Origin of the sequence: Psychrobacter sp. CAL346-MNA-CIBAN-0220, assembly GCF_040309805.1 — a bacterium.
GTDB lineage: Bacteria > Pseudomonadota > Gammaproteobacteria > Pseudomonadales > Moraxellaceae > Psychrobacter.
Window position 1 is genome coordinate 1 of the sequence record NZ_JBEOPF010000237.1, and the last position, 275, is coordinate 275.

The 275-nt window shown below is 39.6% G+C and carries 1 protein-coding gene; it reads right to left on the reverse strand.

The window, feature by feature from the left end; genetic code table 11:
- Positions 1–275 (reverse strand): hypothetical protein (locus AAEY88_RS13465; RefSeq protein WP_350563195.1); only part of this gene is annotated, 275 nt, incomplete at both ends.

Genomic DNA, 275 nt, shown 5'->3' on the forward strand with positions numbered 1-275 from the left:
CGCCATAATTTGGGTGCGATCGATAAATACGGTTTCGTCGCGAACGTGAATGTACTTATCAACAATTTCAAAATTATCGTTAATCGCGATTATTTGTGGATTGAGCTCTGGAATAATTTCTCGTTGGAAATACGCCATTAAAATTTTGTTTAACTCGCTGATGCGCTTCATGGCGCGAAATAATTGGCGCATCATTTTTTCAATAGCAATATTGCCGCTTTCACCGATGGGCATACCATCACCAAAACCCATTAATTTAGCCACTTCAGCTTGGT